Raw genomic sequence first — 22,895 nt, 5'->3', positions numbered from 1 at the left:
GCCGGTGTTGCGCCCCTTGGCGCTTATTCGTAGCCGAAGGACTTGACCCGGGCCTCGTCATCGGCCCAGCCGGACTTGACCTTGACCCAGACTTCCAGGAACACCTTGGCATTGAGCAGCTTTTCCAGCTCCTGGCGTGCTTCGGTGCTGATGCGCTTGAGCTTTTCGCCCTTCTCGCCAATCACCATGGCCTTGTGGCCATCGCGCTCGACAACGATGGTCGCGGCAATGCGCATGAAGCGGCCATGCGTCTTGCTGGGCTCTTCGTCGAACTTGTCGATGACCACCGTCGAGGTGTAGGGCAGCTCATCGCCGGTAAAGCGGAAGAGCTTTTCGCGCACGGTCTCGGACGCCAGGAACTTCTCGCTGCGGTCGGTCAGCTCTTCCGGTCCATAGAACCAGGCCTGCTCAGGCAGGTATTTTTCGCAGATGCCGAACAGGCGATCGATATCGCCCTTGTTCTTGGCCGACATCGGCACGAACTCGGCAAAGGGATGGCGCTCCTGCATGTCGCGCAGCCAGGGCGCAATCTCATGGCGGCGGTGCACGGTGTCGAGCTTGTTGGCGATCAGCAGGGTCGGAATGCCGGGCTTGAACAGCGACAGCACCTTGGCATCGGCCAGGGTGAAGCTGCCCGCTTCCACCACAAACAGGATCAGGTCCACATCGCCGATGGCGCCCATCACCGTCTTGTTGAGCGACTTGTTCAAGGCACGCGAATGGCGGGTCTGGAAACCGGGCGTATCGACAAAGACGAACTGGGTGTTGTCCTTTGTGCGGATACCGGTGATACGGTGGCGCGTGGTCTGCGCCTTGCGCGAGGTGATCGAGATCTTCTGGCCAACCAGCGCATTCATCAAGGTGGACTTGCCCACGTTGGGCTTGCCGACGATGGCAATCAGGCCGCAGCGCTGCGGGCCGGTGGGCGCGGCGGGCGCCTCGGCCTGCTCGGCATCGGGGGCGCTGACGCGGGCCACGGTCGCACCGGGCTTGGCGGCTGCCAGCATCGCGTCCAGGTCAGAGAGGGTCTGGCCCGAAGGCAAGAGCTCTGCAGGTTCTTGGCCAGCAGCGCTTGGAGATGGGGTTTTTTTCGAGGTCATAAAAAGCTTAGCGATGCTGGGTCTGCAGTTGTTGCAACATGATGGCGGCTGCCGCCTGCTCGGCTGCACGGCGCGATGCGCCAGCGCCTTCGCTGCGGGCCTGGAAGGCCGGCACCACGCAGTCGACATGGAAGGTCTGCGCATGCGCAGCCCCGGTTGTGCCGGTCACCACATACTCCGGCACCGATTTCTTGCGTGCCTGCAGCCACTCCTGCAGCGCCGTCTTGGCATCCTTGGACGCGGCGGGCATATGCTGCGAGATCTCTACACGCTCGTAGAGATGATGCACGATCGCCTCGGCCTGCGTATAGCCGGCATCCAAGTAAACCGCTCCAATAATCGCCTCGACCGCATCGGCAAGGATCGAGGGGCGCTCGCGCCCGCCCGATTTGGACTCGCCTTCGCCCAGGCGCAGCACCTTGGCCAGCTGCAGGCGCAGTGCAATCTGGTGCAAGGTGTCTTGCTTGACCAGGTTGGCACGCATGCGCGAAAGCTCGCCCTCCGGGGTGCCCTTGAGCTTCTGGAACAGCATCGTCGACACCGCCAGGCCCAGCACCGAGTCACCCAGAAACTCCAGGCGCTCATTGTGATCCGCACAAAAACTACGGTGCGTTACCGCTCGCTGCAGCAACGCACCGTTCGCAAAAGAATACTGCAGGCGTTCCTGCAATCGACTGAGTTCTGATTCCACCTACTTCACACTATCGTTAAAACGGAAGACCAGAAAGACGGGTCCGTACAGCGGAATGTCCCGCTCGTAGCTGTACGACACCACAATCTTGCCGTCCGTGTCCTTGGTCACTTCCAAATCACTGGGTTTGACCGAGGTCATGTCATCAATCGCCTGCGAACGCTCGTAGCTGGCGCGCACTTCCTGCACCGTCGTGCCCTGGCGCGCGGCCTTGACCGCTGCCTTCTTGATGTTCATGTTCTCGATCACGACAGGGACTGCCTTGCTGCCCACAATGGCCAGAGCCACGATGATGAAACCCCAGAGCACCACACCGATGAACGACATGCCGCGTTGGCGGTGTCGTGGTGCGTGTTTCATAGCCTGCATAGTCAATCCCTCTTAGAAAACTTTTTTAGTTAAACGGTCCGATACGCTTGATGTTACCGAAATTCATCCAGACAAAGAAGGCCCGGCCGACAATATTGGCATCTGGCACAAAGCCCCAGTAACGGGAATCCAACGAGTTGTCGCGGTTGTCGCCCATCATGAAGTAATGGCCTTCGGGCACCTTGCAGGTCACGCCTTCCACACTGTAGCGGCAGTTTTCCTTGTACTTGAAGTCCGTCACGCCCTGGACGAAATTGGGCACGTCCGGGTTGATGATGGAGCGGTGTGGCTTGTCACCCAGCTGCTCTTCAATCTGCTTGAAGTAGCGCATCGCATCCTGCTCGAAGTAATCGGGCTGGTTGGTGGTCGGCACGACCTTGCCATTGATGGTCAGGCGCTTGTTGATGTAGGCCACCTCGTCACCAGGCACACCGACCACACGTTTGATGTAGTCCATGCTGGGCTGTGGTGGGTAGCGGAACACCATCACATCGCCGCGCTTGGGAGCATTGCCTTCGGTGATCTTCTTGTTGATCACCGGCAGACGCACGCCGTAGGTGAACTTGTTGACCAGGATCAGGTCGCCGATCTGCAAGGTGGGGATCATCGACCCCGACGGAATTTTGAAGGGCTCGAACAGGAAGGAGCGCAGCACGAAGACCACGGCGATCACCGGGAACAGGCCAGCGGTCCAGTCCAGCCACCAGGGCTGCATCAACAAGCGGGTCTTGCCCTCTTGCAGATCATCGCCATCGACCTTGTCGATACCCTGGGCATCGAGCTGCTTGCGCCGCTCAGCCGCCGAGACCTCCAGCTGCGCAGCAGCCGCCTGGCGCCGGGGGAAGAAGTAAAAGCGCTCCGCCAGCCAGTAGGCGCCGGTGATCACCGTGGCCAAAAACAGCAGCAGTGCAAAATTGCCTTCGATCGCGCCGCTGTACCAGGCGCCCATATAGGCCACAAAGGCGGCCAGAATCAGTGTTGTCAGGAGTTGCATAGCTTTGCTTTTGGCTTCTTCTCTTCTTAATCGTCCACTTGCAGAATCGCCAGGAATGCCTCTTGGGGCACTTCGACCGAGCCGATCTGTTTCATGCGCTTCTTACCGGCCTTCTGCTTTTCCAGCAGCTTGCGCTTACGCGTGATGTCGCCACCATAGCACTTGGCCAGCACGTTCTTGCGCATCGCCTTGACGGTTTCGCGGGCGATGATGTTGGCACCAATCGCCGCCTGGATCGCCACATCGAACATCTGGCGGCTGATGATTTCGCGCATCTTGGCCACCACCGCACGACCCCGGTAGACCGACTGCGAACGGTGCACGATGATGGACAGTGCGTCCACCTTTTCGCCGTTGAGCAGAATGTCGACCTTGACAACGTCAGAAGCCCGGTATTCCTTGAACTCGTAGTCCATCGAGGCATAGCCGCGCGAGACCGATTTGAGCTTGTCAAAGAAGTCCAGCACGATTTCGCCCAGCGGCATCTCATAGGTGAGCATCACCTGGCGGCCGTGGTAGGCCATGTCCATCTGGACACCGCGCTTCTGGTTCGCCAAGGTCATCACCGGGCCCACATAGTCCTGGGGCATATAGAGGTGCACGGTCACGATCGGTTCCCGCACTTCTTCCAGACGGCCGGCATCGGGCATCTTCGAGGGGTTTTCCACATCGATGATCTCGCCATCGGCCTTGAGCACCTGGTAGACCACGCTGGGCGCGGTGGTGATCAGGTCCTGGTCGAACTCGCGCTCCAGGCGCTCCTGCACGATTTCCATGTGCAGCAGGCCCAGGAAGCCGCAACGGAAGCCAAAGCCCAGCGCCTGCGACACTTCGGGCTCGTACTGCAGCGCTGCATCGTTGAGCTGCAGTTTTTCCAGCGCATCACGCAGCTGGTCGTATTCGGAGGCCTCGGTCGGGTACAGGCCGGCAAACACCTGGGATTTGACTTCCTTGAAGCCCGGCAGCGGCGCGCTGGCGGGGCCCAGGTTGTTGGGCAGCTTCTTTTCCAGGGTGATGGTGTCACCCACCTTGGCGGCCTTCAGCTCCTTGATGCCGGCAATGATGTAGCCCACCTCACCGGCCTTGAGCACATCGCGCGGCTCATTGGCGGGCGTGAAAACGCCCAGGCTGTTGGCTTCATAGGCCGCACCGGTGGCCATCATCTTGAAGCGCTCATTCTTCTTGAGCTGGCCATCGACCACGCGCACCAGCATCACGACGCCCACATAGGGGTCAAACCAGCTGTCCACGATCATCGCCCGCAGAGGCGCTTCGGGCGCACCCTTGGGTGGCGGCACCTTGGCCACCACGGCTTCCAGAATTTCTTCAATGCCCATGCCGGTCTTGGCCGAGCAGGGAATCGCGTCGCTGGCATCAATGCCGATCACGTCCTCGATCTCGGCCTTGGCATTGTCCGGGTCTGCATTGGGCAGATCCATCTTGTTGAGCACGGCGAACACTTCCACGCCCAGGTCCAGCGCGGTGTAGCAGTTGGCCACCGTCTGCGCTTCCACGCCCTGAGAGGCATCGACCACCAGCAGCGCGCCTTCGCAGGCCGACAGCGAACGCGAGACTTCATAGGAGAAGTCCACGTGGCCGGGGGTGTCGATCAGGTTCAGGTTGTAGACCTTGCCGTCCTTGGCCTTGTACTGCAAGGCGGCGGTCTGCGCCTTGATGGTGATACCGCGCTCTTTCTCGATGTCCATCGAGTCCAGCACCTGCGCCTCCATGTCGCGCTCGGCCAAGCCTCCGCAATATTGGATCAGGCGGTCCGCCAAGGTCGACTTGCCATGGTCAATATGGGCAATGATGGAAAAATTACGAATGTGCTGCATTAACAAACAACGGAAAAAGGCCTGGAATCTGGCGCGCACGCCAAAGGGGCTGGAGATTCCAGCCAAAACACGCATTGTAGGCAAAAAGCAATGCACCCCGGCGGGGATAGCCGATCCCGCCGGGGTGCCGTGCTGCAGGCCTTAGCGGCGTTGGATCAATGCCACTGCATCTCGCCCTTGGCCACCTTGGCGCTCAGTGCCAGGCCTTCCAGGCCGCCCAGGTTGGGAAAGCGCTGCTTCATCGCCGCTTCCAGCGCCGCGCCGTCCTTGGCCTTGGCCGTTTCCTCGTCAAAGGCGCGGATGTAGTCGGCGGTAAAGTCCACAGCCGCCGTGCCAGCGGGCATCGCGCCGGCAAAGTGGCCGGGGATCACCACCTCCGGGCCCAGCGCCTTGATGCGCGCCAGCGTGGCCAGCCAGTCGCTGTGCGACTGCGGCGTCTGGGTGTCGGCCATCCAGACATGCTCACCGGCCATCACCGGGATGCCACCTGCCACCGTCTTGATCGACGGAATCCAGACCACCGTGCGGTCCGGCGTCGGGCCATCAAGGCCAATCAGCTGCAAGGTCTGGCCATCCACCTGCAGGCTGTCGCCCTGCAGCGGCTGGGGCAGCACCAGCTGCTTGGGCGCGTTCTCGCCCAGCTGCGGGCCCCAGACCTTGAGCTTCTCGTCCTTGGTGGCCTCGATATGGGCAATGGTCTGCGGCGTGGCCAGAATCTTGGCTTCTGGGAAAGCGGCCTGCAGGGTGTCCAGACCAAAGTAGAAGTCCGGGTCGCCATGGCTGATATAGATGGTCGTCAGGCGCTTGCCGGTGGCCTTGATCTTGTCGGCCAGCTTGCGTGCCTGCTCGGCCGAGAACTGCGCATCGATCAGCAGCACTTCAGTCTTGCCCTGCACCAGCACCGACGACACGGCAAAGATCGCTTGCTCACCCGGGTTGAAGACCTCGGTGGTCAGTGCGGCCTGTTGGGTGTCGGCCGGCGCGGTTGCTGCGGGCGCGCTGGCGGCTGGCGCAGCAGGCGCCGATGTGCTGCTGCGGTCACAGCCCACCAACAGGGCGGCAGCCAATGCGCAGGCGGACAGGGCGTAGTAGCGTTGCTTCATGGTCTTGTTTGCTTTCAAAAAGGGATTCAACAAAGGTGGGTGCAGACAAGGCTGCAACCCGGTGATTCAGGCATCGGCAGCAGGGCCCTCTGCCATTGCTTGCACAAGGGCGGCCTGCAGCTGGGCCAGTTCCTGCGCCAGGCTTTCGCGCTGGCGAAAGCGTTTGCCTGCCCGCTCGTACCAGTTCTCGGCGTCTTCCAGATCGCCTTCCTGCAAATGCACAATGCCGTGCAACCAGGCGGCCAGCAGGCCGGGGATGGGCTGCACGCCATCGTGGGCGGCATGCCAGTCGCCCGCTTGCAGCTGGGCTGCCAGCACTTGCAACTGGCGCAGTTCGTCCGGCGTCTGCACGGCGGTCATGGCTGCATCGCCTGGCGCATGGCGGCGCTGTCCACCACCTGCTCCATGCGGATGATCTGGCCATCGCGCAGCTGGTAGAGGTGCGAAAAGCTCGCCTCCATCGCCCGGCCACTGGCGCGGTGGGTGCCGGCATAGTGGCCAAAGGCGGCCACCCGGTCGCCATCGGCCAGGTAGCTGTGCACTTGCACGCGGAAGTCCGCCCAGTCGCTGCCCAGGCGCGCAAACACGCCGGCCACAATCTGCGCCGCGCCCACATACGCGCCTGCATAGGGCGATCCGGCCGCCTCGATCCACAGCACCTCGGGCGCCAGCGCCGCCATCAAATGGCGGGCGTTGTCCTCGGGGCTGCCTTCATAGGTGGCACGGATGGTGTCCAGGTTGCTGGTGGTCATACAGAGTCTCCGTACAGAGTCAGGCGGACAGGCACTGCGCCACAAAGGCCTCGGGGTTGGAGAAAGCGGCGCTCGCGTTCAGCAGCTGGCGCTGGCCATCGCGCTCCAACACAAAGCTGGGCACACCCTGGGCGCCCAGCTGGCGCATCAGTTGCCGGGCCTGGGCCATGCGGCTGTTGTTGGCGTCCATCAAGGCGGCATCAGGCTGGGCCAGGCGGGCGGCAGCGTCGTTCAGGCCCAGGCCGCGCAGCAGCTCCAGCAACACGGGGATGGCCGTGTTGTCCAGCCCATCCACATAGCGCGCATGCTGGATGGCCTTGAGCGCCTCGGCTTCACGCTCAGGCGCAGTCAGGTGCACGGCAGTCAGCGCCACTGTGGCCGGGCCGCTGTCAAACATCTGCTGCGGCTTCTCCAGCACCTCGCTGCGATAACGCGGGCTGAAAGGCTGGCCGGTCAGGCGCTCGATGCGCTGGTCATTGCTCCAGGCATAGGCGGCAAAGGCCTCATCCATGGGGCGGGCGCCTTCGCCCGAGAAAAGACCGCTGGGCAGCAATTGCAGCTGCTCGCCCGCTTGCTGCGCCAGGCTGTCCAGCACCGGGCCCGCGCCATAGCACCAGCCGCAAAGAGGATCAAAGATGTAGTACAGGCGTTGCATATGGATTCCAAATCGTTGGCAATGCAGCCATCGTAGCCAAGGCGGATTGACAAATAAACCGCAATCAAATAGATAACTCGTATGCAAAAAGCAAACAATCTGGACGATGCGGCGATCGGCAATTTCTCCAACCTCAAGCGCCTGGCCTATTTCAGCGCCGTGGTGGAAACCGGCAGCTTCACGGCCGCCGCCGAGCGCCTGGGCATCACCAAGGCCGTGGTCAGCCAGCAGGTGGCGCGGCTGGAGGCCGACTTCCGTACCAGCCTGCTGACGCGCAGCACCCGCAAGGTGGTGCCCACCGATGCGGGCCAGGCCTTCTACCAGCGTTGCGCGCTGATCCTCAAGGAGGCAGCCGATGCCTTTGACGAGCTGGCCCAGGGGGCCGAGGCCCCCTCAGGTACCTTGCGGCTGACGGCACCGCTCGATTACGGCATCGCCGCCATCGTGCCGGCCATCACTGCCTTCTGCCGCCGCTACCCGCAGTGCAAGGTCGATGCCTCGCTCAGCGACCAATCGCTGGACCTGATGGACGGCAAGGTGGAGCTGGCCATCCGCGTGGGCTGGCTGACCGAGCTCCATCTGCAGGCGCGCCAGATTGGCAGCTTCCGCCAGCTGCTGGTGGCCTCATCCGCCTGGGCCCAGCAGCTTGCCAGCGTGCAGGAGCCGCAACAGCTGGCCACCCTGCCCTTTGTGGCCAACACCGCGCTGCGCGATCCCCTGCACTGGAGCTTTTCGCGCACCGCCCTGGAGCGCCAGAACGTCAGCATGCCCTCTGTCCTGTCGCTCAACGCCACGATGGCCGTGCGCGAGGCCGTGCGCCATGGCGCAGGCCTGTCGGTGCTGCCCGACTATGCCGTCGCCGACGACCTGCACAGTGGCCGGCTGCTGCAGGTGCTGCCCGACTGGAAGCTGCCCTCGGGCGGCATCCATGCGGTGTTCCCGGCCGCGCGCTTTCGCCCGGTGAAGGTGCGCGCCTTTGTCGAACTGCTGCAGGAGCAGCTGGCGCAGCAAGACGCTGAATTTGGAGTCCCTCCCACAGCACCCGGTTGATGCGCTTGTTAGGATGGGCCGAGACCCCTGCGGCAGCCCGCCGCAGTACCACCCCATCTGACAGGAGATTCCCCCAATGGCAGCAGCAGTAGAACGTGGCGATATCGGACAGTACCGTGGTGTGCGCCTGGAACTGGTGACCGTGGATGCCACCGGCGCGCAGGTTGATCTGTCCTGCGCCTGCATGTTCACGCATGAGGTGGACCACCAGCCCATGGCAGGCGGCCTGGCCAACCTCGATGCAGCCCTGGGCGGCCAGTTGGCCCAGGCCCGGCGCGATGGCGCCTTCCGCGCCCAGCCGCTGGAGACGCTGTTGATCACACCACCGGCAGGCGCCGCGCAAGCCCCCGCCATCCTGGTGATCGGCATGGGCCACCCCGAAGACTGGAGCCCCGCCACCAGCGCGGCCGCCGTGGCCTGCGCACTGCGGGTGGGCCATCTGCGTGGCGCGCGCAGCGTGGCGATAGCGCCCAGCATTCTGGACACTGGCATCCATTCCGACGAAGATGTCAACGGCCCCATGCTGCATGGCTTCAAAACCCAGCTCGATGCCTTGCAGCAGCTGCACAGCCTGGGGCTGGCGCCCACGCCTGCGATCGAGCACTGGGTGTTCGACACCGGCGCGGCCCACTTCCCGCACAAGCTGCAGCAGTACCAGCAGGCCTTTGCATCCATGATGGGCTGAGGGTCTGGCCGCAGCGGCCTTGACCGCTGCGCCATGCGGCATACAATCGGCCGCTTCTTTACCTGTGCGAGGTCTTCTACCCATGCGCTATTGATGCTGCCGTCTTGCTGACGGCCCACGTCCCGCCCCTTGATCGCAGCGGCTGCCCTGTCCAACAGGTGCCAAGGCTGCAGGCTCACCAGCCATGGCTCGGGGATGTTCGGCATCGATGATTTCGCACTGGTATGACAGACACACATTTGGCGCTGCATGGCGTCTCCTATTCGCTGCCGCAAGGCCGGCCGCTTTTTTCCGATCTCCACGCCCGCTTTGACCGCCAGCACACCGCGCTGGTCGGCCGCAATGGCGTCGGCAAAACGGTGCTGGCCCAGTTGCTGGCTGGCACGCTGGAGCCCACTAGCGGCCGCATCAGCCGCCCAGGCCGTATCCACTACCTGGCGCAAAACCTGCTGGTGCAACACCCCGCGCAAAGCATTGCCGAGCTGGCCAGCCTGGCTCCTGCGCTGGCCGCCTTGGATCGCATCGAGCAAGGCAGCAGCGACCCGCAGGACTTTGCGCTGCTGGCCGAGCGCTGGGATCTGCGCCAGCAGTTCCAGACCCTGCTGCAGGACAGCGGCTTGCCCGCCCTGCCCGCCGAAACCCCGGCCCACACGCTGAGCGGCGGCCAGGCCATGCGCGTGGCGCTCTTGGGCGCGCAACTGGCGCAGGCCGATTTTCTGATTCTGGACGAGCCCAGCAACCACCTGGATGCCGCTGGCCGCGCCGCACTGGCGCAGCGCCTGCAGCACTGGCCCGGCGGCCTGCTGCTGATCAGCCATGACCGGCGCCTGCTCGCCCAGATGGAAGTGATCGCCGAGCTGAGCAGCCAAGGCCTGAGCATGTACAGCGGCTCCTTCGGCGGCTACCAGCAGGCGCAGCAGCAGCGCGCGCAGCATGCGCTGGATACGCTGGCCCGCAGCAAGCAGGAGCGCAAACGCAGCGAACAAGCGCTGCAGGGCCAGCAGGAGCGCCAGCAACGCAAACAGGCGCGGGGCGACCAACAGGGCAAGCAAGCCAACCAGGCCAAGATCCTGCTGGGCCGCGCCAAGCAGCGCGCCGAGGCCACCTCGGGCAAGCTGGTGGCCCAGCATGCCGCTGCCCGTGAGGCCTTGAACGCCCGCGTCAGCGAAGCCGCCCAGGCCATCGATTGGCAGGCCGGCCCCATCCACTGGCAGGTGCCACCCGAAGCCTTTGACCGGGGCCGCAGCAGCGATGCCCTGGTTGCCGAATTGCAGGACCTGCAGTCCCCCCGCCTAGCGGGCACCGAGCCGCTGAACCTGCAGCTGCGCGCCGGCCAGCGCCTGGCCATCACGGGGCCCAACGGCTGCGGCAAAAGCAGTCTGCTGCAGATCCTGGCGGGCCAGCTGGCGCCTGGCGCAGGCCAGCGCCAGCTGCATGTGCCCTGGGCCATGCTGGACCAGCAGCAAAGCCTGCTCGACCCGGCGCGCAGCCTGCTGTCCCAGCTGCAGCAAGGCAACCAGCAGACGCCGGAAGGCGTACTGCGCATGCGCCTGGCGCAGCTGGGGCTGGATGCGCGCTGCATTCTGCAGCCCAGCGGCCAGCTCAGCGGTGGCGAACGGCTCAAAGCCACTATGGCCTGCGCGCTGTACCGCGATGCGCCCGCGCAGCTGCTGCTGCTGGACGAGCCGGACAACCACCTGGACCTGCCGGCGCTGCAAGCGCTGGAGCAGATGCTGCGCAGCTACCCCGGCTGCCTGGTACTTGTCTCGCACGATGAGGCGCTGCTCGATGCGCTGGACTTGACGCATCGGCTGGCATTCGATGGCGACCGCTGGCAGATGGAGCCATGGAAAAACCGCACAGAGACCTAGCCACCGCCCGGCGGCACCCGGAAGTTCTCGCTGATGCGGCGCTCGGCACGCTGGCACAGGTCCAGCCAGCGATGCCAGCGCTGGGCCAACCAGCGGAGTGGCAACTTGGCCACCCGAGGGGGCGGATGGGGCAAGAAGTCAGGAAGTGGTCGAGGTTTTTGCATGGACACCGATGCTCGGCCTCGGCCAGACTTCTGTAAAGTTGAATTTCCTAAGCATTCACTTCAGAAAAACTGATGCGAAACCTCAACCTGGACCAGGTGCAAACCTTGGTCGCCATTGCCGATCTGGGCACCTTTGCAGCAGCGGCGCAGGCGCTGCACCTGTCCCCACCGGCCATCAGCCTGCACATCAAGGAGCTGGAAACGCGCATGGACACCGCCCTGCTGCTGCGCGGCCGGCGCCAGGCGGTGCTCACAGCAGCGGGCGAGCTGCTGGTGGCCCATGGCCGCAAGCTGCTCGAGTCCAGCGACGAGCTGATTGACCTGGTGCAGCGCCGCGCCAGCGGCCGCGAAGGCCTGGTCAAGGTGGGCGTGTCGGCAGGGGTCAGTACCCGCTTGCTGCCGATGATGCTGGAGCAGCTGAGCAGCCGCAGCCCGGGGGTGGAAGTCAAGCTCGAAGCGGTGGGATCGGCCGATGCGATGCAGCGCCTGCGTGCCGGCTCGCTGGATGTGGCGATTGTGGCCAGCCCCCAGCCCAGCAGCGCCGAGATTGTGCTGACGCTCTGGCGCAATGACCCGATGGTGGTGCTGCTGCCCGCTGCCTGGAAGGCGCCCAAGCGGGTGACGCCGGACTGGCTGGCCGACAAGCGCTGGGCCTCGTTTGCACCGGCCACGCAAATGCATGGGCTGATTGCCGGCTGGTTCGGGCAGGCGGGCCACCACCCCCGGCCTTTTCTGACCCTGAGCTACCCCGGTGCCCTCAAAAGTCTGGCGGCTGCCAGCCAGAGCGCCGTCATCCTGCCGCTCGAAGAGGTCGAAGACCAGCTGCAGCTGCCCGGCGTGCAGGTGCGCCATCTCTGGCCCCGCCTGATGCGCCCCATGGCCGTGGCCCACCGCCGCGATGGCAGCCACAACCCGGCAGCCGCTGCAGTGCTGGCGGTGCTGGCCGCCTTTGCGCTGCCGGGCTGATGTCCTGTGTTTGACAGGGGCCAGGGCCCCGTGCCTGCCATCATGGATGCATACCAACAAGGAGACATGCATGGCAGACAAGATCGGTTTTATCGGCCTGGGTCGCATGGGCAAGCCCATGGCCGCCAACCTCGTCAAAAAAGGGTTCAGCCTGGTCGTCCATGACCTGAACCCGACGGCAGTCAAGGACCTGGTGGCCGTGGGCGCGCAAAGCGCCGACGTGCCCGAACTGGCCCGTGACTGCAGCATCATCGTCACCATGCTGCCCTCGTCGCTGGAAGTGGAGCAGATCGCGCTGGGCGATGGCGGCATCTTTGCGCATGCCCAGCCCAGCAGCATCCTGATGGACATGAGCACCATCGACCCGCTGGCCACCGACCGGCTGGCGCAGCAGGCGGCCGCCAAGGGCCTGAGCATGGTGGATGCACCCGTGGGCCGTCTGGCCGAGCATGCAGACCGGGGCGAATCGCTCTTCATGGTGGGCGCCAGCGATGCCGATCTGGCCCGCGTGCAGCCCTTGCTGAATGCGATGGGCACCACCACCCACCACTGCGGCCCGGTGGGTACGGGCGGGCGCACCAAGCTGGTCAACAACTACCTGGCCGTCACCCTGACCCAGGTGAATGCCGAGGCGCTGGCGCTGTCGCAGCGCTTTGGCCTGGACATCACCAAGACCTTGCAGGTGCTGCTGGGCACCTCGGCCACCAATGGCCAGCTGCGCATGAACTTTGCCAACAAGGTGCTGCTGGGCGACACCACACCAGGCTTCACGATCGACCTGGCGCACAAGGACATGTCGCTGGTCGTCGCTGCCGCCCATGCCAGCAAGGTGCCCATGCCGGTGGCCGCCGCCGTGCACGAGTCCTACAGCCTGGCCCGCGCCAGCCAGCATGGCGGCCTCGATTTCTCCGGCATGGCCGATGTGCTCTGCGGCCTGGCGGGCATCGACAAGCCGCGCGTGCCCAAGGGTTGGACACCCGGTTGAGGCGCTGGTCCAGGACGCTGTAATGTCAGCCTCCGTCCTATAAGCACAGCGGCGCAAACGGGGTACAAAGGCTGCTGCACCACCATCCGCAGCCTTGCCCATGTCCGCTCCCATCCCCGCCCACATCGCGTCGCTCTGGCGCAATAACGACAAGATTGCCGCGATCAAGCGCCTGCGCGAAGAAACCGGCATGGGCCTGGCAGAAGCCAAGCAGGCGCTGGAGTCGCAACTGGATGGTGACGATGGGCTGGAGCCGCCACGCGAGGGCGAGGCGCTGCGCGCCGCCATCGAGAACGCCTTGGCCCGGGGCGACAAGATCGTCGCCATCAAGCTGCTCAAGGATGCGACCGGTATCGGCCTGAAAGACGCCAAGGACCGCATTGAATCCGGCGACCCGCAGCAGTGGCAGGTGGAAGGCCGCTTGCCCAACACCCCCGACACCCTCAATACCCCCAGCCACCCGGCGCCCGCACCCGCGGATGCGGCCGCCTGGATGGAACCCGGCCACGAGCCCGGCCGGGTGCAAAGCTCAGGCGCCTGGACGGCGATGTTTGTGGTGGTGCTGGTCCTGGTGCTTGCAGGCTGGTACTTCTGGCGTGCCTGATCGGCACAGCCCGCCAGGAAGGGTGATCAGCGCAGAAAATCTGCCGCGCTGTGCCGCTCCGGCATCGGCGAGCTACCCCGCACCTTGTTGACCCGCTGGCCGCGCTGCACCGCAGGGCGCTGCGCGATCTCATCGGTCCAGCGGCGCACATGCTGGTAGGACTGGACATCCAGGAACTCGGCCGCGTTGTAGACCTCGTTGTTCATCAACGCGCCATACCAGGGCCAGGCGGCCATGTCGGCAATGCTGTAGGCGCTGCCGGCGATAAAGCGGTGCTCAGAAAGCTGGCTGTTCAGCACATCGAGCTGGCGCTTGACTTCCATCGCATAGCGGTTGATCGGGTAGGCCATCTTCTCGGGTGCATAGGCATAGAAGTGGCCAAAACCACCGCCCAGAAAGGCGGCGCTGCCCACCTGCCAGAACAGCCAGTTCAGCACCTCGGTGCGGGCCGCGCCTTCCTTGGGCAGGAACTGGCCAAACTTCTCGGCCAGGTGCATCAGGATGGAGCCTGATTCGAACACCCGCACCGGCGTGCTGCCACTGCGGTCCAGCAGCGCGGGGATCTTGGAGTTCGGGTTGACATCGACAAAGCCGCTGCCAAATTGGTCGCCTTCGCCGATATTGATCAGCCAGGCGTCGTACTCGGCCTCGGCAATGCCCAGCTCCAGCAGCTCTTCGAGCATGATCGTCACCTTGACGCCATTGGGCGTTCCCAGCGAATACAGCTGCAAGGGGTGCTCGCCCACGGGTAGTACCTTGTCATGCGTGGCGCCCGCTTCGGGGCGGTTGATATGGGCGAAGGCGCCTCCGTTGCCTTTGTCCCAGGTCCAGACTTTGGGCGGTTGGTAGGGTTGATCCGACATGCTTAACCTCAGCTTTCTGTACATGGCTGGGGCCCGTCGCTGCGGCCCGGCGGGGGTGCGGGCGCAAGTGCTGGGGCCACCTGCTGACGATCATAGAGAGGAGCCCGGCGCGCTGCAGCAGCGCCGAAAAAGACCACAAGGCAGGTCGCGCCAGCTTGATGCGATCTTGATGGCGGGGCGCGCAGTCTAGACATGCGCTCAATGCCAGGCTTTCTACAGTGGAGGCCTCTTCACCCAGGGCTTGACCCGCAAGCCAGCCTCCATGAAACCGGTCGCCATACTCCAGCATGAAACCTCGCAGGGCCCGGGCGTGCTGCTCGCGCACTTGCAGCAGCACGGCATCCCCTATGCATTGATAAGGCCCTGCAACGAGGGCGTCGCGGCCATGCGGGCGCGTGATTACCGAGGCATTGTCGTGCTCGGCAGCAACCATTGCGCCAATGAGCAGCTGCGCTGGATCGAGCAGGAACGCTGCCTGCTGCAAAGCGCCCTGGCGGCGGACGTGCCCGTGCTCGGCCACTGCTTTGGCGCGCAGATGCTGGCCCGTGCCATGGGCGCGCGCGTCTGGCGCAACCCCTGCGCCAACATCGGCTGGAGCCGCGTCTGGATCACCCCGCAGGCGCAGGCCTGCATGGACCTGCCCGCCGAGGCCACCATCTTCAACTGGCACTACGACAGCTTTGAGATTCCGCTAGGCGCCAGCCGCAGCATGTACGGCAGCCACTGCCTGAACAAGGGCTTTGTGCATGGGCCGCACTGGGCCTTCCAAGGCCATCTGGAGGTCACCGCCCAGAGCGTGCGCGACTGGTGCGATGAAGGCGCGCCCGAGTTGCGCAGCGCTGCGGGCCCCGCCGTGCAAAGCCAGGCGCAGATCCTGGCGCAGCTGCCCCAGCACATCCGCCCGCTGCACCAGATCGCCGCGCGCACCTAAAGCGCCTGGACGGCACAGCTGCCGCGCCCGCGCCTGTTTTACATGCCCGCATGGGGAGAGGCGCGCCTGGCGCTGGCGTGAGGCGGCAGCCACAAAAAAGCCGGTGCATCGCTGCACCGGCTTGGTAGAACGCAAGGCTTGAAAGCTTAGACCTTCAGCACGGCGACGCCGCCCAGGTAGGGCTGCAGTGCCTCAGGCACGGTCACCGAGCCGTCGGCGTTCTGGTAGTTCTCCAGCACGGCCACCAGGGTGCGGCCCACGGCCAGGCCCGAGCCGTTCAAGGTGTGCACCAGCTCGTTGCGGCCTTGCGCGTTCTTGAAGCGGGCCTGCATGCGGCGGGCCTGGAAGGCTTCGCAGTTGCTGACCGAGCTGATTTCGCGGTAGGTGTTCTGCGCGGGCAGCCAGACTTCCAGGTCATAGGTCTTGGCAGCGCCAAAGCCCATGTCACCGGTCGACAGCGCCAGCACGCGATACGGCAGGCCCAGGCGCTGCAGCACGTCTTCGGCATGGCGTGTCATCTCTTCCAGCGCTTCGTAGCTCTTGTCCGGGTGCACCACCTGCACCATCTCGACCTTGTCGAACTGGTGCTGGCGGATCAGACCACGCGTATCGCGGCCGGCCGAGCCCGCTTCCGAGCGGAAGCAAGGGCTGTGCGCCGTCAGCTTGATCGGCAGCTGGTCTTCGCTCAGCACTTCGTCGCGCACCAGGTTGGTCAGCGGCACTTCCGAGGTCGGGATCAGGTAGAGCGCTGCGGTGTCGGGCACCGGCTCGGCATCTTGGCCACCCTTGTTGGCGGCGAACAGGTCCCCTTCGAACTTGGGCAGCTGGCCCGTGCCTTTGAGCGAGTCGCTGTTGACGATGTAGGGCACATAGCACTCGGTGTAGCCATGCTGCTCGGTCTGCAGGTCAATCATGAACTGCGCCAGCGCGCGGTGCAGGCGGGCGATCGGGCCCTTCATCACGGTGAAGCGCGAGCCGGTCAGCTTGACGCCGGCCTCAAAATCCAGGCCCAGCGGTGTGCCCACATCGACATGGTCCTTGATCTCAAAATCAAAGCTGCGGGGCGTGCCCCAGCGGCGCACTTCGACGTTGGCCGATTCGTCCTCGCCCACCGGCACGCTCTCGTGCGGCAGGTTGGGCACGGCCACCAGCATGGCCTGCAGCTCGGCCTGCAGCGCATCCAGGCGTGTGGCCGATTGCTCCAGCTCGGTCTTCATCGCGGCCACATCGGCCTTGGCGGCTTCGGCGGCATCCTTCTCGCCCTTGCCCATCAGCATGCCGATTTGCTTGGACAGCTGGTTGCGCTTGGCCTGCAGCTCTTCGGTGCGGGTCTGGATGGTCTTGCGCTCGGCTTCCAGGGCCTTGAAGGCCTCGACATTCAGAAACTGCTGGGGGTTCTTGCGGGTCTGCAAGCGGGCGATGACCGAGTCCAGGTCTTTGCGAAGCAACAAAATATCAAGCATGAATAACCTCTTGGGGTGGGGCAGCGCCTAGGCCTGCCCATGAAAGGGGGTGAGGTGGGCGCTGCCCACCACGGTCAAAGGGATGTGGACGAGCCGCCAGGCCACCAGGCCTTGTTCAGCGACCCGTCTCCGGAGATCGTGCAGAAATCTCCAGACCGCCGACATCGATTTTCAGGCCCTTGGGCAGCGGGAACTTCACCGTTTCCTCGATACCATCCATCTTGCGCACCGATGTGGCACCCAGCACCTTGATGCGCTCGATCACCTGCTTGACCAGCACCTCGGGGGCCGAGGCGCCCGCCGTCAGGCCCACGCGGGCGATGCCGTCAAACCATTCGGGCTTCAGTTCATCGGCGTTGTCCACCATATAGCCCGGCGTGCCCAGCTTCACGGCCAGCTCGCGCAGGCGGTTGCTGTTGGAGCTGGTGGGGCTGCCCACAACGATCACCAGGTCCACCTGGCTGCTCATCACCTTGACGGCATCCTGGCGGTTCTGCGTGGCGTAGCAGATGTCCTGCTGCTTGGGCTCGCGGATCTGCGGAAAGCGCAGCTTGACGGCAGCGGTGATCTCGGCGGCATCGTCCACGCTCAACGTGGTCTGGGTGACCACTGCGAGTTTTTCGGTCTGGCTGGGGTTCACATGGGCCACATCGCCTACTTCTTCGACCAGGTGGATGCCTTCGGACAGCTGGCCCATCGTGCCTTCGACCTCGGGATGCCCCTTATGGCCGATCATGATGAACTCATAGCCCTCTTTGGCCAGCTTGGCCACTTCCACATGGACCTTGGTCACCAGCGGGCAGGTGGCATCGAAAATGCTGAAACCCCGGCGCTCGGCCTCCAGCTGCACGGCCTTGCTCACGCCATGGGCCGAGAAGATCAAGGTCGCGCCCGGGGGCACGTCGTCCAATTCTTCAATGAAGATCGCACCCTTGGCCTTGAGGTCGTTGACCACATAGGTGTTGTGCACGATCTCATGGCGCACATAGATGGGCGCGCCAAACTTCTCGATGGCGCGCTCGACGATCTCGATCGCCCGGTCCACACCGGCGCAAAAGCCGCGCGGTTCGGCCAATACGATTTCCTGGGGCCGCAACATGCTCAGAGCACCCCGATCAGCTGGACTTCAAAGGTCACCGGCTGGCTGGCCAGCGGATGGTTGAAGTCGAATTGCACGGCGCCATCGTCGCGCACCTGCATCGCCACACCGGCGTAGGTGCTGGCACCATCGGGGGTGGGGAACTGCACCACATCGCCCAGGGTGTACTGCTCCATCGGGTCGCCCAGCTCGTTGAGCAGGCGCCGTGCCACCCACTGCACCATCTCGGGGTTGCGCTCGCCAAAGGCTTCGCCAGCGGGCACGTGGAAGGTGGCATGCGTGCCCTCGGGCAGACCCAGCAGCAGGTTTTCGACCGCAGGCGAGAGCTCGCCCATGCCCAGCGACAGGGTCGCGGGCTTGCCTTCAAAGGTGTTGATCACATCGCCCGCCGGGCCAGCCAGGCGGTAGTGCAAGGTCAGAAACGATCCGGGTTGTACCACTGGCGCATCAACAGGCAGCGGCGTCACGGGGGCCATCGGAGTAGTCATGCAAATCCCTATAAACTGGGGTGTATTGTAGGTTGTAGGGTGAAACCCCTGCATGCAACCTATATCAAAAGATGCCCGGCAGAACCCGACCCCATGCAGGTTTTTGCCCGGGCACAAGGCCACCGGCCGACAGCGAACCTCCAGGAGTGCCCATGAACACCCATCTTTGCTGCCTTGCCCCTGCCTGCGCATGGCATGCACCGCCCCTGCCCCGCCCGTCTGGCGCCCACCCTGTGACCGGTCAGCCGGACTGAAAGGACTGCATGCCCCTCAAAGACCTCCCCAGCGACTGCCAGCCGCGCGAGAAACTGCTTGCCAAGGGCGCGGGCGCGCTCAGCGATGCCGAGCTGCTGGCCATTGTGCTGCGCACCGGCATGGCCGGCAAAAGCGTGCTGCAATGGGCGGCCGAGCTGCTGGCGCCGCGCCAGCCTGATGCCCCGGGCAGTGTTGGCAGTTTTGGCGGCATCAACGGCCTGCTGCAGGCCAGCAGCGCCGAGCTCTCCCAGGTCAAGGGCCTGGGGCCCGCCAAGCGCGCCGAGCTGATCGCCGTGCTGGAGCTGGCCCGGCGCGCAATGGCCCAGCAACTGCAGCAGCGCAGCCTGCTCGACCGGGCCTCCACCGTCAAAGCCTATGTGCAGCTGCACCTGGCCCACAAGCAGCATGAGGTGTTTGCCGTGCTGTTTCTGGACAGCCAGCACCAGCTCATCGCGCTGGAGGAATTATTCCGGGGCACCCTGGGCCAGGCCAGCGTCTATCCGCGTGAAGTGGTGGTGCGGGCACTGCACCACCACAGCGCAGCGGTGATATTGGCGCACAATCACCCCAGCGGCCAGGTCACGCCCAGCCAGGCGGACAAGCAACTCACCCAGAGCCTGCAGGCCGCCTTGTCCCTGGTCGATGTGCGTGTGCTGGACCATATCATTGTGGGCCCCGGGGCTGCACTGTCGATGGCCGAGGAAGGTGAGATGTGAGTAAACAGGACCAAGCCCGAGGCGCTTCATCCCTGCGCGAGCTCAAGCAGCTGCGCAAGGCGCTGACGGCCTTGCAGGCCGAGCAGGCGGCCCAGCGCCAGCTGCAGGAAGCCGCCCGCCAGCAGGCGCTGCGCCAGACCGAGCGCGACCGCCAGCTGTTCCGGCAGACCGTGGGCGCTGTGCGCCCCCTGCCCAGCAGCGGCCAGATCAGTGCCGAAACCACCCCGCCCGACCCATTGCCACTGCAGCACTGGGCCGATGAAAAGCGCGTGCTGCTCGAAGCGATGAGCGACCAGTTCGACGCCAGCACCCTGCTCGATACCGATGACCAGCTGAGCTTTCGGCGCAAGGGCATTGGCCGCGATGTGGTCCACAAGCTGCGCGCCGGCCACTGGACCATCCAGCGCCAGATTGACCTGCATGGCCTGCGCACCGACGAGGCGCGCCAGGCGCTGGGTACGTTTATCCGCCAATCCCAGCGCCAGGGATTGCGCTGCGTGCGCGTGGTGCATGGCAAGGGCCTGGGCTCGCCCGGGCGCATGCCGGTGCTCAAGGGCCGGGTACACAGCTGGCTGGTGCAGAAAAACGAAGTACTGGCCTTTGTGCAGGCCCGCCCGGCCGAAGGCGGCGCCGGCGCCTTGGTGGTGCTGCTGCGCGCCGCATCGATGACAGCCAGTGCCGTCAATGTGGCCGATGCGCTGCTGGAGATGCAGGCGCTGGCCCAGCAGGCCGCCGCCGTGCCGGCACCCGACCCGGTGGCCCAGCAGGTGGCATCCTGGGCGGCGCAGTACCGCAGCGCCAAGCCCAAGCGCTGATCGCGTTTTTTTACGAAGCCTCGGGCTTGCCTAGTGGCAGAGGCGCGCTGAAGGGGTTGACCCAGCGCTTGTCCGGGTCCTGCAGCGGCAGCGCCTCGCGCGCGTCCTCTTCGCCGTAGATGCGGGCAATGCGCTCTTCCAGGCTGGGGTGGCTGGCCAGCCAGCGCGCACCGCCCAGGTGCCAGAAGTCCTGCATCTCTTCGATGCTGTGCACCTCCACCAGCAACATGTGGTCGACCAGCGGCGAATACAGCCCGGCCGTGCTGCCCCGCGTCTGCATCGCATCAGCCTGGGAGGGGTAGTCCTGCTGCCACAGCGCCTTGCGCAGCACGCGGCCCAGGCCATCGGGGTTGCGCGTCCACTGCACGGCGCGGGCATCGGCCAGGTACTCGCGCTGGCGCGATACAGCCGCCTTGAGCGCCTGTGCCGCCAACCAGCCCAGCCAGCCCACGGCCATCAGCGGCCGGCCAAACAGCGACACGCCGCGTTCGACCCAATCGCGCCCGTAGTTGAACAGCATCTCCAGCCCGAACACATAGCCGGCCAGCTCCATGTTGAGCCGCGTATCGCCCTCATGCAGATGGGACAGCTCATGCGCGACCACGCCCTTGAGCTCGTCGCGGCTGAGGTATTCCAGCGCGCCCATGGACACGACGATCACCGCATCCTCGGCCTCCCAGGCCGCTGCAAAGGCGTTGAGCGACAAATCACGCGGCAGCACCATGGCCTGGGGCCGCCGGGCACCGGCAGCAATGCAAAGCTCGTCCACAATGTTCTGGTACTGCTGCTCGGCATGCGATACCGAGGGGCGCAGCTCCCGCGCGCCCAACTGCTTGGCCAGGTGCAAGCCGCCCTGGCGCAGGTTGCTACGCTTGATCCAGGCGCCGCCCAGCACCATCAGGGTGACGATGCCGATATTGGTGGCCAGAAAACCGGCCGGGTAGTGCACTGCCACCTGTTCCAGCCGCAGTTTGCTGAAAGCCACCGCAACCAGCGCAGGCGTCCAGAACACCAGTGCCAGCACCAGGTGCACCCCTATGGCAATGCCCAGCACCAGCAGCGCAAAAGCCGCCACCAGGCCCCAGGTGCGGCGCCTTGCGCTGGCTTGGAAATCCCAGAATTTCATGGTTGGGTGGCTACGGCTTGGTAGCACACCGGGCAAAAGTCGCCCTGTTGATGGATGGCAGCAGCGGCAGCCATTCCTTTAGAACTGCACGCGAACAGCGTCGCGCTCTTGGGCACTTTGGGTGGATTGCAGCATGGGCATCGCATGGAAGCCCAGCATCGAGGCAACCACAATCGCCGGGAAGGCGCGCGAGGCGTTGTTGAACTCCAGCACCTGGTCGTTATACGCCTGGCGCGCATAGCCGATGCGGTTCTCGGTGCTGCCCAGCTCTTCGCTCAACGAGCGCATGGTGTCATCGGCCTTCAGGTCGGGGTAGCTCTCGGTCAGCACCATCAAACGGCCCAGGGCGCCGCCCAGCGCGCCTTCCGCCGCCACCATCGCATCGGCGACCTCGGGCTTGCCGGGGGCAGCGCGCAGTGCACTGGCCGCAGCCTGGGCCTGGCCACGCGCGCGGATCACGGCTTCCAAGGTCTGGGACTCGTGCTCCAGGTATTTTTTGGCGACCGCCACCAGATTGGGCACCAGGTCGTAGCGCCGCTTGAGCTGCACATCGATCTGCGCCAAGGCATTGCTGGTGCGGTTGCGCAAGGCCATCAAGCGGTTGTAGACCAGCACGCCCCAGACCAGCAAGGCGGCAATCACCGCAGAGACCACCATCAGATTGGTATTCATAACCCTCATCCACCCTCGTCGTTTTTAGTGGCTTGATTATGGTCCAAAGCGCTGCAGCTCCCCAATTGGGAATGCAAACCAGGATTGGCGTTGCATTTTGCGAACCCGCCACATGACAGAAGTCAAGAAATCAGGTATTGGGCTGCGGTGTCGCCACCACAGCGCGGTTATCCGTAAAAACCCGCATAGGCATCGTGCTGGACCGGGCCGGTATCAGCGGTTGCGCATCCAGTCGGCGGTCTGGAAAAAGCTCTGGCCCAGGCGGCTGCGCAGTTTTTCATCCACCCCGACATCGCCCATGGCCTGGTCCATGCAGGCCAGCCACTGGTCGCGCTCCAGAATGCCGATCGAGAACGGCATATGGCGCATGCGCAGGCGCGGGTGGCCAAAGCGCTGCTGGTAATGGTCGGGGCCGCCCAGCCAGCCGCAGAGAAACCAGAACAGCTTGTCGCGGGCATCCTGCAGGCTGCTGCCATGGGCCTCGCGCAGTTCCTTGTAGCCGGGCTCCAGGTCCATCAGGTCGTAGAAGCGGTCTACCAGCGCCCGCACCTTGTCCTCACCGCCAATCCATTCAAAAGGGGTGTCATACGGGGGCTTTTCTTCGATTTGCATAGATGGCTCTCAGGGTCAGAGGATCGGGCGG

General features: G+C 64.6%; 24 protein-coding genes and 1 pseudogene. 9 read left to right on the top strand and 16 right to left on the bottom strand.

The window, feature by feature from the left end; translation table 11 throughout:
- Positions 1-23 precede the first annotated feature (23 nt).
- The 9 genes from era to EDF71_RS04290 form a co-directional block, all read right to left on the bottom strand.
- The gene (gene era / locus EDF71_RS04330) at positions 24-1,007 is read right to left on the bottom strand and encodes a GTPase Era (RefSeq protein ID WP_133855505.1); all 984 of its coding nucleotides are present in this window, start codon (positions 1,005-1,007) and stop codon (positions 24-26) included.
- A 100-nt stretch (positions 1,008-1,107) separates the two neighbouring features.
- On the bottom strand, positions 1,108-1,791 hold the full coding sequence (gene rnc, locus EDF71_RS04325) for a ribonuclease III (protein ID WP_027010793.1): 684 nt from the start codon (positions 1,789-1,791) through the stop codon (positions 1,108-1,110).
- The gene (locus EDF71_RS04320) at positions 1,792-2,160 is read right to left on the bottom strand and encodes a DUF4845 domain-containing protein (protein WP_133855398.1); all 369 of its coding nucleotides are present in this window, start codon (positions 2,158-2,160) and stop codon (positions 1,792-1,794) included.
- Between the two features lie 25 nt (positions 2,161-2,185).
- The gene (gene lepB / locus EDF71_RS04315; RefSeq protein ID WP_133855397.1) at positions 2,186-3,154 is read right to left on the bottom strand and encodes a signal peptidase I; all 969 of its coding nucleotides are present in this window, start codon (positions 3,152-3,154) and stop codon (positions 2,186-2,188) included.
- 26 nt (positions 3,155-3,180) lie between these two features.
- Positions 3,181-4,989: a translation elongation factor 4 gene (lepA, locus tag EDF71_RS04310; protein ID WP_133855396.1), complete on the bottom strand. Its 1,809-nt coding sequence runs from the start codon at positions 4,987-4,989 to the stop codon at positions 3,181-3,183.
- A gap of 155 nt (positions 4,990-5,144) precedes the next feature.
- The gene (locus EDF71_RS04305) at positions 5,145-6,092 is read right to left on the bottom strand and encodes an MBL fold metallo-hydrolase (protein WP_133855395.1); all 948 of its coding nucleotides are present in this window, start codon (positions 6,090-6,092) and stop codon (positions 5,145-5,147) included.
- A 66-nt stretch (positions 6,093-6,158) separates the two neighbouring features.
- Positions 6,159-6,452 carry a hypothetical protein gene (locus EDF71_RS04300; protein WP_133855394.1) on the bottom strand — a complete coding sequence of 98 codons (294 nt, stop codon included), beginning with the start codon at positions 6,450-6,452 and terminating at the stop codon, positions 6,159-6,161.
- Positions 6,449-6,844, bottom strand: coding sequence for a nuclear transport factor 2 family protein (locus EDF71_RS04295; protein ID WP_133855393.1), 396 nt, complete (start codon positions 6,842-6,844; stop codon positions 6,449-6,451). The genes EDF71_RS04300 and EDF71_RS04295 overlap by 4 nt, the downstream gene beginning before the upstream one ends.
- A gap of 19 nt (positions 6,845-6,863) precedes the next feature.
- The gene (locus tag EDF71_RS04290) at positions 6,864-7,499 is read right to left on the bottom strand and encodes a DsbA family protein (RefSeq protein ID WP_133855392.1); all 636 of its coding nucleotides are present in this window, start codon (positions 7,497-7,499) and stop codon (positions 6,864-6,866) included.
- Between the two features lie 81 nt (positions 7,500-7,580).
- Between EDF71_RS04290 and EDF71_RS04285 the strand changes: the two genes are divergently transcribed.
- From EDF71_RS04285 to EDF71_RS04260, 6 genes are all read left to right on the top strand, one after another.
- Positions 7,581-8,549: a LysR family transcriptional regulator gene (locus EDF71_RS04285; RefSeq protein WP_133855391.1), complete on the top strand. Its 969-nt coding sequence runs from the start codon at positions 7,581-7,583 to the stop codon at positions 8,547-8,549.
- A 76-nt stretch (positions 8,550-8,625) separates the two neighbouring features.
- On the top strand, positions 8,626-9,234 hold the full coding sequence (locus tag EDF71_RS04280; RefSeq protein WP_133855390.1) for a M17 family peptidase N-terminal domain-containing protein: 609 nt from the start codon (positions 8,626-8,628) through the stop codon (positions 9,232-9,234).
- 224 nt (positions 9,235-9,458) lie between these two features.
- On the top strand, positions 9,459-11,105 hold the full coding sequence (locus EDF71_RS04275) for an ATP-binding cassette domain-containing protein (RefSeq protein WP_133855389.1): 1,647 nt from the start codon (positions 9,459-9,461) through the stop codon (positions 11,103-11,105).
- A 236-nt stretch (positions 11,106-11,341) separates the two neighbouring features.
- Positions 11,342-12,235, top strand: coding sequence for a LysR family transcriptional regulator (locus EDF71_RS04270; protein ID WP_133855388.1), 894 nt, complete (start codon positions 11,342-11,344; stop codon positions 12,233-12,235).
- Positions 12,236-12,305: 70 nt separating this feature from the next.
- Positions 12,306-13,220, top strand: a complete 915-nt coding sequence (locus tag EDF71_RS04265) for an NAD(P)-dependent oxidoreductase (protein WP_133855387.1) — start codon at positions 12,306-12,308, stop codon at positions 13,218-13,220.
- A 100-nt stretch (positions 13,221-13,320) separates the two neighbouring features.
- Positions 13,321-13,824 carry a hypothetical protein gene (locus tag EDF71_RS04260; RefSeq protein ID WP_133855386.1) on the top strand — a complete coding sequence of 168 codons (504 nt, stop codon included), beginning with the start codon at positions 13,321-13,323 and terminating at the stop codon, positions 13,822-13,824.
- Between the two features lie 26 nt (positions 13,825-13,850).
- Here EDF71_RS04260 and yghU read toward each other — a convergent pair whose 3' ends face one another.
- Complete coding sequence (yghU, locus tag EDF71_RS04255) at positions 13,851-14,687, bottom strand: glutathione-dependent disulfide-bond oxidoreductase (RefSeq protein ID WP_133855385.1); 837 nt, start codon at positions 14,685-14,687, stop codon at positions 13,851-13,853.
- 262 nt (positions 14,688-14,949) lie between these two features.
- On the opposite strand from yghU, the gene EDF71_RS04250 reads away from it, so the two are divergent.
- On the top strand, positions 14,950-15,618 hold the full coding sequence (locus EDF71_RS04250) for a type 1 glutamine amidotransferase (RefSeq protein WP_133855384.1): 669 nt from the start codon (positions 14,950-14,952) through the stop codon (positions 15,616-15,618).
- 146 nt (positions 15,619-15,764) lie between these two features.
- Here EDF71_RS04250 and serS read toward each other — a convergent pair whose 3' ends face one another.
- The 3 genes from serS to EDF71_RS04235 form a co-directional block, all read right to left on the bottom strand.
- Entirely contained in the window at positions 15,765-17,081 is a 1,317-nt protein-coding gene (serS, locus tag EDF71_RS04245; protein WP_133855383.1) for a serine--tRNA ligase, read from the bottom strand.
- A gap of 115 nt (positions 17,082-17,196) precedes the next feature.
- Complete coding sequence (gene ispH, locus EDF71_RS04240) at positions 17,197-18,180, bottom strand: 4-hydroxy-3-methylbut-2-enyl diphosphate reductase (protein WP_133855382.1); 984 nt, start codon at positions 18,178-18,180, stop codon at positions 17,197-17,199.
- 2 nt (positions 18,181-18,182) lie between these two features.
- Positions 18,183-18,668 (bottom strand): FKBP-type peptidyl-prolyl cis-trans isomerase, encoded by a 486-nt coding sequence (locus tag EDF71_RS04235; RefSeq protein ID WP_230775199.1) that lies wholly within the window; start codon positions 18,666-18,668, stop codon positions 18,183-18,185.
- 263 nt (positions 18,669-18,931) lie between these two features.
- Here EDF71_RS04235 and radC point away from each other — a divergent pair, with 263 nt between their 5' ends.
- Entirely contained in the window at positions 18,932-19,639 is a 708-nt protein-coding gene (gene radC, locus EDF71_RS04230) for a DNA repair protein RadC (RefSeq protein WP_133855381.1), read from the top strand.
- Positions 19,636-20,295: pseudogene (locus EDF71_RS04225) on the top strand (Smr/MutS family protein); the annotation flags it as partial. The gene radC and the pseudogene EDF71_RS04225, both read left to right, overlap by 4 nt.
- A 169-nt stretch (positions 20,296-20,464) precedes the next feature.
- Here EDF71_RS04225 and EDF71_RS04220 read toward each other — a convergent pair.
- The 3 genes from EDF71_RS04220 to EDF71_RS04210 all read right to left on the bottom strand — a co-directional run bounded on the left by EDF71_RS04220 (position 20,465) and on the right by EDF71_RS04210 (position 22,864).
- Positions 20,465-21,580: a M48 family metalloprotease gene (locus tag EDF71_RS04220; protein WP_133855379.1), complete on the bottom strand. Its 1,116-nt coding sequence runs from the start codon at positions 21,578-21,580 to the stop codon at positions 20,465-20,467.
- 78 nt (positions 21,581-21,658) lie between these two features.
- Positions 21,659-22,252 (bottom strand): LemA family protein, encoded by a 594-nt coding sequence (locus EDF71_RS04215; RefSeq protein ID WP_133855378.1) that lies wholly within the window; start codon positions 22,250-22,252, stop codon positions 21,659-21,661.
- A 213-nt stretch (positions 22,253-22,465) separates the two neighbouring features.
- On the bottom strand, positions 22,466-22,864 hold the full coding sequence (locus tag EDF71_RS04210; RefSeq protein ID WP_133855377.1) for a group II truncated hemoglobin: 399 nt from the start codon (positions 22,862-22,864) through the stop codon (positions 22,466-22,468).
- Positions 22,865-22,895: the final 31 nt, after the last annotated feature.

Source organism: Comamonas sp. JUb58, from assembly GCF_004364775.1.
Classification (GTDB): domain Bacteria; phylum Pseudomonadota; class Gammaproteobacteria; order Burkholderiales; family Burkholderiaceae_C; genus Comamonas.
This window is presented reverse-complemented; position numbering and strand designations above follow the sequence as displayed.